An 8299-nucleotide genomic window follows, 5' to 3' on the forward strand; every position below is an offset into this window, starting at 1 on the left:
GAAAAGTCCTCTCAACAAAAAGCGGCAGCACCGAATGTGCCGCCAGCTTCCCAAGAGCCAACCAGACCAACCCCACCAGTACCACCTAGCCGAAAAGAGCGGTACCACCTGACCGGACTACCCGTACCATCAACCCGTATTTGCCACTTAGCCCTGTCCTTCAGGAACGAATGGCCGGCCGATGTACCAGGATCGTCAGTTTGAACTCAAGCCATTCACCCTTCATCAGCCAACCTAAGTGGCTCACCAGACGAATCTTGGAGATATAGACACCTCGTCGGCCGAAGCGAGGAACCGGTGAGCCGGATGTATGTGTGTCCGGTAAGGGATCCCCTAACGTCCGCGGGTTGGTGCTGAAGCTAAGCTTCGGTCATGACTGACGATGTGCAGCGCTCCAAGCTGATTGTCCTCACTGTGGTGTTGGTTCTAACTGGATTGGCGCTGATTGCCGCCGGTATTTACACCCGCGACTCGATTGGCAATTTCGCAAGCTGGATCCTAGTGAGTTGCGGCATGGTCGTAGCAATTTTGACGCCCGTGCTCTGGCGCAGGAAGCGTGGCCGTCAGCCAAAGTAGATCGAGCATCCGGGCACCACCAGAGACGAACACCGAGGGGTCCCTTACCGGGCGTGCTTTTGCCCCCTACGTTTCGGGAGCATCATAATGCCCGCCCCCGGCGGTCCCAATCAGCCCTCTTGGCCTCTTCGGCTTCCCAGAAATGGCCATCATGATGACGAACGTACAAAAGGAATCCTAGGAACGCCAACCCTAAGGACAACGCTGCGAGGCATAGGTAATCCCCGAATTCCCAAATACTTCCCAACACCAGATTTCCAACGACGATTACCAGCTGGAGCGCCGTCCAGATCGACCACAGGACAAACTGAATGCGAAAGCCGCCTCGGGTCATCTTGGGTTGCAACCTGCTGGGATGTTCCTCTGCCCCGCTCATGTGCTGAGGCTACAATCCATGGTCATCTTTGGGAACACGCGGGCTCACACGAGTTCAGGCCTCCCGTTTCCAAAAGCAATTGACGGCGAGCGGCACTCCCCGGGAAGCCCTTCTCCGTCCAGCTATATATCGACGTCGGCAAAACGGTGATCGGTACGGTGTGTATTTGCCGGTGCTAATCATCAGGGTCGTGGATGGTCCTCAGGACGCCTCAGTGGTCCAGAATCAGGTTGACATACTCACCACACGGTATGCCCCGTGAGCACAATTCGGAAGCAAGTGCTTGCAACCATGTTCAGTGGGGACCTAGCCGAATTCGCTGGAATCCTACTTGGAGTTCACCGATATTCATCGCCCTGCCTGGTGCCCGTAAGCCGGTCCCCCACCGCGCCAGCTTTCGCCCGCTCCCGCGCCGCGAAAAATCCCATACAGACACTGGGCTCTCAGATTCGCGTATACCCCGCCCGCAAAAAAGCCCGGCGGGGTGGCTCAACCGCTACAGTTGCACCCATGACCGCCCACATCATCGGCTATGCCCGCGTCTCGACCAATGAACAGGACCTGACCGCCCAGCGGAACGGCCTCGCCGCCCTCGGGGTTCCCGAAGACCGGGTCTATGTCGATCATGGACTGACCGGCAGGACCCGGGAACGCCCGGGACTGCGCGAGGCCCTGGCCGCCGTCCGGGACGGCGACACCCTTGTCGTCACCAAGCTGGACCGGCTCGCCCGTTCCCTCCCCGACGCGCGGGACATCATCGAAGACCTAACGAAGAGGGAAGTGAAGCTGAGCATCGGCGGCTCCATCCACGACCCCACCGATCCCGTCGGCCGGCTACTCTTCAATGTTCTGGCCATGGTCGCCGAATTCGAATCCGACCTCATCCGCGCCCGCACCCGCGAAGGTATGCAGGTCGCCAAGGCCAAAGGCCGGCTCCGCGGCAAACAACCCAAGCTCAGCAAACGCCAGGAAGCCCACCTCGTCTCCCTATATAAGGGAGGACAACACACCACCACTGAGATCGCGGAACTGTTCAAGATCGCACGGAGCACGGTGTACCGAATCGTTCAGCGAACATCGTGATGGCCCGAAGGCCGACCTGGATCTCACTTACCAGGTGCGGATTTCCCACGCCTCCGTGACGGCGGCCATCGCAGGTTCCTTGGCTGAGATCTCCACACCGGCAGTTGCTTCCGCGACCTCCGTCAACCCCAAGTCAGTCCGTCGCATCCAGTAAGCCCAGCAGGTACCGTTGCCTACCCTGGATTTGAATCTGATACCGGCCAGCTCGCTGCCATCATCGAGAGTCACGCCACGGAGCCATTCCGCAATGCGCGTTGTGACATTACGATCGTTCGAGAATGCGGCTGCCCGGTCGATTTCCTCTTGGCCGGTGAAAGGCATGATGTCGGCCGCAGGACCCAACGACAACACGTCCAAGGTGGCCTGCTCTTCCATGTCCACCCACACACCCCCACTCTCTGGGATGTCGATGACGTGTTTCAGGCGCGAGTCCCGCCAGGAGAAGGGGAGGTGGCCAGGCTGCATGTGACCGAGGCGGGCAAAGTCGTCATGGATTTCCTTCATCACTTCCTCCGGTGTGATGGCCCAGAGTGCGGCCAGTTTTCCAAGTTTCTGCTTGTGGCTGGGCTTCATCCGCGCCCAGGCCAGGCACTCGCGAAACGCCGTTTCAAGCGTGTCCGCGACGTAGAGAGTGCGCCCGGGGGTGTCCCAACGGCTCCAGTCGTCGCGAGACTCGCCGTCGTGGCGTTTCTCGGGATTCAGCGCGCCGTAGGTAGCGGTGGCAATCCGGAACCCGGAGACCGGCCCGGAGACTAGGCCCAGGCCGGTGGTCTTGCAGATACGTGAGCTCAACCGGAGAAGCCTCCGGTGAGCATGGCATTCGCTGCTACGCGAACCTCCTTGAAGCGGTCTTCCATGATCGCCTCAACGGGTGAGTCCTCGTCCAGCCACGGGTTCGAGCCGATGAACCACAGCCGGGCCACATGCTCCCCGTGCGCATCGGAAAGCTCCGTCCACAGCCGGATCGCTGACATGAGTCGGCGGACGGCGGCCGCGTTTGGTTCGGGTCCGTCTTCCTTCGCCCACTTGTGTGAGATGCGACGGTCCTTGCTGCCGGTCAGTCCTGCTACCAGGGTCGGCCCGAGACCGGTGTTGAGTCGGCGAACGATCTCCCGGATACCCAGTTCGTTGGTGCGGACAGCCGCCGTACCAACGGTTGCGTCGATAGACATTTCGGCTCCTTGCTTGGTTACATGCAGCCATACTACTTGCAAGTTACGTTCAGTGCCACACTTAAGCTACATCCAAATCAGAGTTATTCATCGAAGATTTGGGTCTCAAGTCGGGTTCGAATGGGTTCCACACTCCGCAGCGGGGCGTTGAGTCTTGACTTGGGCCCCACGGACCGCTGTCTTTCAGCCGCGCCCTGTCCATCGTGCGGCAAAGAACTAGCCCCTTCCTGACGTCCGGGTGAGGCATACCCAACCGGACGGTCAAAAACACTCCCCCACGCAAATGACCAACTTTGATATCGAACTCGAGCTCTGACCGCCTGAGCCAGCTTCCGGCCCCTCGTCGCCGTTCGGCATGCCATCGTCTACCTGGGCTAGCCGCTACGGCACATTTGCCGTCGACCCTGGCCAGCGAGCCGCTACCGTCCAGGATGGCATTGCGGAGCACGTCAGTAAGGGTCGTATTTGACAGGCCCTGGGATTAACCGGCCCGTGCTCTACGGGCAAATCGGTTTCGTGCAATGGTTTCGTTCAATAGTTTCGTGCGCTCGGCGGTGGGGCGTGTCGCGGGCCGGCCGTGCAGCGCGCGGAATCGGCCGGATTTGGTGTGTTGTAGCAGTCTCACAATCGCCGCAAGATAGCCTGCATGCATGCCACTCTCTGAACGCACTGAAGCGATCATCAGCGCACGCGCTGCCGGATACGGACACGGAGCACTTACGGGCCTGTTGAAGTATGCAAATCTAGGCAAGAACGACCCCGGCAAGGACAAACCCGGCGGGAGCTGGAACAACCTAGACAGCCGAGTCAGCATGGCCCTTGGCAAGAATCCAAGTGCAGAGTCCCTCATAGCCCTGGGGACGAAGATTCTAAATGACAGGGCGAACGGCGAGAACGAACCCGAATGGGTAGCTGAGCTGCGCTCGAGTTTTCTGGAAGACGGCTATAGCCTCAGTTTCGACGACGGCAAATGGTCGATCGGCCCGGTAGGTGCCGAAGAAATTCCTTTACCGCCGCAGGTCTCGGATTTGGAAGCAGCCCTAAACGCCAGGGGTTTCGCCGTATCGGCGAACCACTACCAGCAGGCATTCTCGGCGTTCAAGCGGCAGGACTGGGAGGCGTGCAATTCGTCCACGCGCTCAACGGTGGAGGGCTTCTTTGTCGAAGTCGCAAAGGCGAAGGCAGGCTTCAGTCCCAGGCCTGGACATGGCGAAGGAGGCAATGCCATCCAGGCACTAGCTAACTCGGGGTTGTTCGAACCCGGCGAAAACGACTACATCAAGGGTTTCTGGAAAATGAGCCACACCAACGGTTCACACCCAGGTCTCAGCAGCGAGCAAGAGGCCCTGTTCAGATTCAGCGCTGCTACCTCAGCACTGACCTTCTTCCTTCATCGCTGGAAGCCCTAGCGCCCGAATATACGGAAGTAATCTTGCATTCATCCGCCCGGACAGTGATCGGAAGGCCGTACATGGGACTCGGAAATCTGCTTTGGAGACGCGCCTTCAACACGATGCAGTCCGAGTTGCGCCGCCGGGGATATACGGCAAGCATGCAGGAGGATCCGACCAAGGACTCGCCGGAGAGCAGAACGATCCGGGTCGTGTGCAGTGACACGGTAGTGGACCTGTACATCAAGAGCGGGTATTGGACGTTCGACGCCTGGATCAAGCTTGCTGGCGGCTGGCATCACAGCAACGTCGCCGAGATCGTCCAGGATCGGTATCGACTAGGGGCCGGCTTCACCGATCTGAATTCTAGGACTCCTCACGAGATTGTGCTCGACACTTTGGTCCACAACTTTGTCCTCCCGGAGTTTCGGCAGGCCCTGGCGCCGGACCCAGCTGCGTCACGGGTCCCTCGTACGTCACCGGGACCGGCCGCGCACCTGCCAGAGGAAATCGTCTCAGAGTCATCCGTGCGCGCCCCTCAATACCCGGTCTTGGCCCCGTCCAATGAGTCCGCAGACGTCGGTGATGCGGCGCCCGGAGATCAGGAGGAGGAGGAGGAGGAGGAGGACGAGGGATATCAAGATGATGACTACGAGGACGATGACAAATATGAGGAAGAGGAAGAAGAGGACGAGCCACCGGTGGAGGCCGGAATGTCGCCCAAGGATGCCCTCCAGGATCTGCAGTTTGTCATAGCGTCGTTCGCGCGGCTTCGCCAGTACGACGACCCCTCGCACCTGCCAGAAACGATCGCCGCGTGGGGCAGCAGTTTCGATCCTGTCGGGCGCCGTTCGGATGGATATCTCATCACCGGCGGGCTAAGAATGGGATTCTTTCGTCCGGAGGAACTGCGCAGGGACGGGCTCACGAGGCTCGTCAGGGTGCGTCGCACTTTAGCGATCTCGAACGTGGAGCGGCGCCGCCGGATTGCTGCGGCCGTTCTACTTAGCTGTCCTTAAGCCGCCGGCCCCCGGGCAGATTCTCGCCCCATGACGGGTACATCGAACCGTCATTGTGTTCGGCTTCGCGGCGGGCCGTCTCGGCTTCGATGGCTTTCGCTACGAAGTGACTCCAGGTGTTATCCCCTTCGGCGTAGCTAGTCGCCCTGTATGCGGCCCGCGCCCGGTTGCGCAGTGCGGCGGGGATGCTCACCGTCATATTCGCTGTTTCGGCTTCTTTGAGTTCTGCCCTCTTTGGCGTCTCCGGCCGGTGCCCGGGGAGCATCCGTGCCAGCGGCGCCTCGGCGGCCGGCGCTGCAGTGCGTCGCGGGGGCAGACCGAGTGCGGGTCGGCTGGGTGTCGGGTCGGCACTCACGCGTTGACCTCCTGGGACTCTGCGACGGCGATGCGGCGGGTCACTTCCATGGCGACTGCGTGGAGGTCTTCGGACACGCTGGAAGCCGACTTTGGCCCGGCATTTCCGGCCTTCGCTTCACCGCGCAGGACCTCCCACCATTTCGGTCCCTTGCTGAGCTCCCGCTCGAGCTCGTGGGCCAGCAGTCCCCGCTCCCTGCATGCCTGGGCCGTTGCCTCTGCGTGGCGTATGGTCATCGGGAACAGCACTTCGTCTGTTCCAAAATCGGCTGTGAGGTGGTCTCGGGTGACCTTGTGGACCTGTTTGGAATTCGTACCGGTACCGACGAGGACGACGCCCAATAGGTCCAGCGAGGGATTGAGTCCGACGACGCTGTCCATGCGTGCCGCGACGGCGGCGACGCCCTTACGGCTGGACATATCCGTCTTCAGCGGTACCAGTGCATAGCGAGCGGCAGCTACCGCGGCAGCCTGCAGGGGCTCATTTCCCGGCGGGCAGTCCAGCAGGACCAGATCGTACTCCCCCGCGACGCTGGCAAGCAGTTTTGCCAGGGCCAGCTGCGCGGCGTCACGATCCTTCTGGGCTTTGGCTCCGAGGAACGCCGCGGCATCGTCGAGATGGGGGCCGCCGGCAATGACATCAAGGTTCGGTCGGACGCCGGTGAGCAGGTCGGGTTCTCCCCCGAAACATAGCGAAGCCGCCAGACTTCTGCCGCCGTCACCTTGGTCGGCGTAGCCGAGGTCCTCGGCGAGGTTTCCTTGAGGGTCGAGGTCCACGAGGAGCACACGTGATCCGCCCTCTGCGAGGAGTCCGCCGACGTTGGCCACCAGGCTGGTCTTGAAGACTCCGCCTTTTCCGTTGATTACCGCGATAACGCGGCTAAGGGCGCCGCGGTCCAGATCGTGTTTCATCAAGTTTCCCTTCCAAAGTGACACCAGCGTAGCCAACAACCCTGGTTTTGCTTGTGAAGCTGGATTCCGTGTCTTCTCTTTTTTCACTTGTGAAACCAGTGAACACGGCAAATCCAGCCAAACCAGCGAATATGATATTTATGGGTTCACCATTTTTACTTTTTTCACTTGTGAAGCAAGTAAACACGGTAACCCAGCACGTACGCAGAGTCGACGCCCCGGCCGAGCTCTGGTGGCTCAAGCTACTTCCCAGACGTACCTGGCGGCGTCATCGTCCGGGGGGAGCCAGTGTTCCTCACGTTCTGTGTCATATATGGCTGTTTCGCTGATGGCCTGGTCCAGGAAACGGTCGGCACCGTCGTCTCCGCCCTCGCGCCGGGGAACGGCACGAACAAAACCCAGTACGGCTACAACACCACCAAGGAACTGACGACCCTGACCCCGGTCACCGGGTCCTCGCTCGGAGCCCGGGCCTTCACCTACGACGTCTGGGCCCGGCCCGGGACTGCCACCGACGGGCGCGGCATCACCCTGACCTACACCTACGACGGGGTCGGGCGGCCCGCGCAGACCACGTTCTCCGACGGGACCCCCGCGGTCTCCTACACCTACACCGCCAACGGCCGGGTCCAGACCCGCGTCGACGGGTCCGGAACCACCACCTACGGCTACGACCAGATGGGACGTCTGACCTCGAGGGTGAACACCGCAGGCGGCGGCACCATCACCTACGCCTACGACAAGGCCTCCAACCTGATCTCCACCACGGATGCCCGCGGCACCACCTCCTACGCTTTCGATGACTCCGGGGTCATGACTGAACTGACCTATCTGATCTCCGGGGTGCAGCAGACCCTCGCGGTCGCGACCGATGACCGGGGACGCCGGACCGACACCTGGCTGCAGGCCTCACCCTCGCGCAGCTCCTGGAAGGCCTACACCCACACCGATTACGACCGCACCGGACGCGTCACCCGGGTCACCTCCAAATCCGGGGAAGGCGACACGAACAACACCACAGTCCTCGACCTGTCCTACTGCTATTCCGCCGGCTCCACCGCCCCGAGTTGCCCGGCCACGACGGCCGCGGACCGGTCCAAGATCCAATGGACGAAAAACAACCTCACCGGCGTAGCCACCGCATACACCTACGACAAGGCCGGCCGCCTCACCCAGGCCGCCGAAACCGGCGGCGCATCCCCGAAAACCTACACCTACGCCTACGATGCGCGCGGGAACCGTCTCACCGCCAACGGCGGATCCATCACCAACCAGTCCCTCACCGCGAACCCGGCCAACCAGATCAGCACGACCGGCTACAGTGTTACCCGTCGCGTTATTTGACTGTGGCGGCGTCACGTCCGGTGATGACGGGCCGGGCATAGAAATGCCCCGCCGGCGGGTTCCGGCGGGGCG

The 8299-nt window shown here is 61.3% G+C and carries 10 protein-coding genes; 5 read left to right on the forward strand and 5 right to left on the reverse strand.

Annotated elements, in window-relative coordinates; all coding sequences use genetic code 11:
• Positions 1–372: 372 nt before the first annotated feature.
• Positions 373–576, forward strand: coding sequence for a hypothetical protein (locus RCH07_RS18490; RefSeq protein ID WP_326968953.1), 204 nt, complete (start codon positions 373–375; stop codon positions 574–576).
• Between the two features lie 82 nt (positions 577–658).
• Here the strand turns inward: RCH07_RS18490 and RCH07_RS18495 are convergent, their stop codons facing one another.
• On the reverse strand, positions 659–952 hold the full coding sequence (locus tag RCH07_RS18495) for a hypothetical protein (protein WP_326968954.1): 294 nt from the start codon (positions 950–952) through the stop codon (positions 659–661).
• A gap of 510 nt (positions 953–1462) precedes the next feature.
• Between RCH07_RS18495 and RCH07_RS18500 the strand changes: the two genes are divergently transcribed.
• A complete protein-coding gene (locus RCH07_RS18500; RefSeq protein WP_326968955.1) occupies positions 1463–2035 on the forward strand; it encodes a recombinase family protein in 573 nt (190 codons plus the stop codon).
• Positions 2036–2062: 27 nt separating this feature from the next.
• Here RCH07_RS18500 and RCH07_RS18505 read toward each other — a convergent pair whose 3' ends face one another.
• Together RCH07_RS18505 and RCH07_RS18510 are read right to left on the reverse strand one after the other, a co-directional pair.
• The gene (locus RCH07_RS18505; protein WP_326968956.1) at positions 2063–2827 is read right to left on the reverse strand and encodes a hypothetical protein; all 765 of its coding nucleotides are present in this window, start codon (positions 2825–2827) and stop codon (positions 2063–2065) included.
• The gene (locus RCH07_RS18510) at positions 2824–3207 is read right to left on the reverse strand and encodes a hypothetical protein (RefSeq protein ID WP_326968957.1); all 384 of its coding nucleotides are present in this window, start codon (positions 3205–3207) and stop codon (positions 2824–2826) included. Before RCH07_RS18510 ends, RCH07_RS18505 begins: the two co-directional genes overlap by 4 nt.
• A gap of 650 nt (positions 3208–3857) precedes the next feature.
• On the opposite strand from RCH07_RS18510, the gene RCH07_RS18515 reads away from it, so the two are divergent.
• Together RCH07_RS18515 and RCH07_RS18520 are read left to right on the forward strand one after the other, a co-directional pair.
• Entirely contained in the window at positions 3858–4616 is a 759-nt protein-coding gene (locus tag RCH07_RS18515; protein WP_326968958.1) for a hypothetical protein, read from the forward strand.
• A 143-nt stretch (positions 4617–4759) separates the two neighbouring features.
• Positions 4760–5617: a hypothetical protein gene (locus tag RCH07_RS18520; RefSeq protein WP_326968959.1), complete on the forward strand. Its 858-nt coding sequence runs from the start codon at positions 4760–4762 to the stop codon at positions 5615–5617.
• Here the strand turns inward: RCH07_RS18520 and RCH07_RS18525 are convergent.
• The gene (locus RCH07_RS18525) at positions 5604–5972 is read right to left on the reverse strand and encodes a ParB family protein (RefSeq protein WP_326968960.1); all 369 of its coding nucleotides are present in this window, start codon (positions 5970–5972) and stop codon (positions 5604–5606) included. The genes RCH07_RS18520 and RCH07_RS18525 overlap by 14 nt on opposite strands.
• Positions 5969–6883 carry a ParA family protein gene (locus RCH07_RS18530; RefSeq protein ID WP_326968961.1) on the reverse strand — a complete coding sequence of 305 codons (915 nt, stop codon included), beginning with the start codon at positions 6881–6883 and terminating at the stop codon, positions 5969–5971. The genes RCH07_RS18525 and RCH07_RS18530 overlap by 4 nt, the downstream gene beginning before the upstream one ends.
• A 288-nt stretch (positions 6884–7171) precedes the next feature.
• On the opposite strand from RCH07_RS18530, the gene RCH07_RS18535 reads away from it, so the two are divergent.
• A complete protein-coding gene (locus RCH07_RS18535; protein ID WP_326968962.1) occupies positions 7172–8227 on the forward strand; it encodes a hypothetical protein in 1056 nt (351 codons plus the stop codon).
• The last annotated feature ends 72 nt before the right edge of the window (positions 8228–8299 follow it).

It is taken from the genome of Arthrobacter sp. CG_A4 (assembly GCF_035985125.1).
Classification (GTDB): domain Bacteria; phylum Actinomycetota; class Actinomycetes; order Actinomycetales; family Micrococcaceae; genus Arthrobacter.

What these genes read in the sequence shown, in the direction of transcription:
- RCH07_RS18490 (WP_326968953.1), top strand. Translation starts at nt 373, where the DNA reads ATGACTGACGATGTGCAGCGCTCCAAGCTGATTGTCCTCACTGTGGTG.
- RCH07_RS18520 (WP_326968959.1), top strand. Translation starts at nt 4,760, where the DNA reads ATGCAGGAGGATCCGACCAAGGACTCGCCGGAGAGCAGAACGATCCGG.
- RCH07_RS18510 (WP_326968957.1), bottom strand. Translation starts at nt 3,207, where the DNA reads ATGTCTATCGACGCAACCGTTGGTACGGCGGCTGTCCGCACCAACGAA.
- RCH07_RS18500 (WP_326968955.1), top strand. Translation starts at nt 1,463, where the DNA reads ATGACCGCCCACATCATCGGCTATGCCCGCGTCTCGACCAATGAACAG.
- RCH07_RS18530 (WP_326968961.1), bottom strand. Translation starts at nt 6,883, where the DNA reads ATGAAACACGATCTGGACCGCGGCGCCCTTAGCCGCGTTATCGCGGTA.
- RCH07_RS18515 (WP_326968958.1), top strand. Translation starts at nt 3,858, where the DNA reads ATGCCACTCTCTGAACGCACTGAAGCGATCATCAGCGCACGCGCTGCC.
- RCH07_RS18495 (WP_326968954.1), bottom strand. Translation starts at nt 952, where the DNA reads ATGAGCGGGGCAGAGGAACATCCCAGCAGGTTGCAACCCAAGATGACC.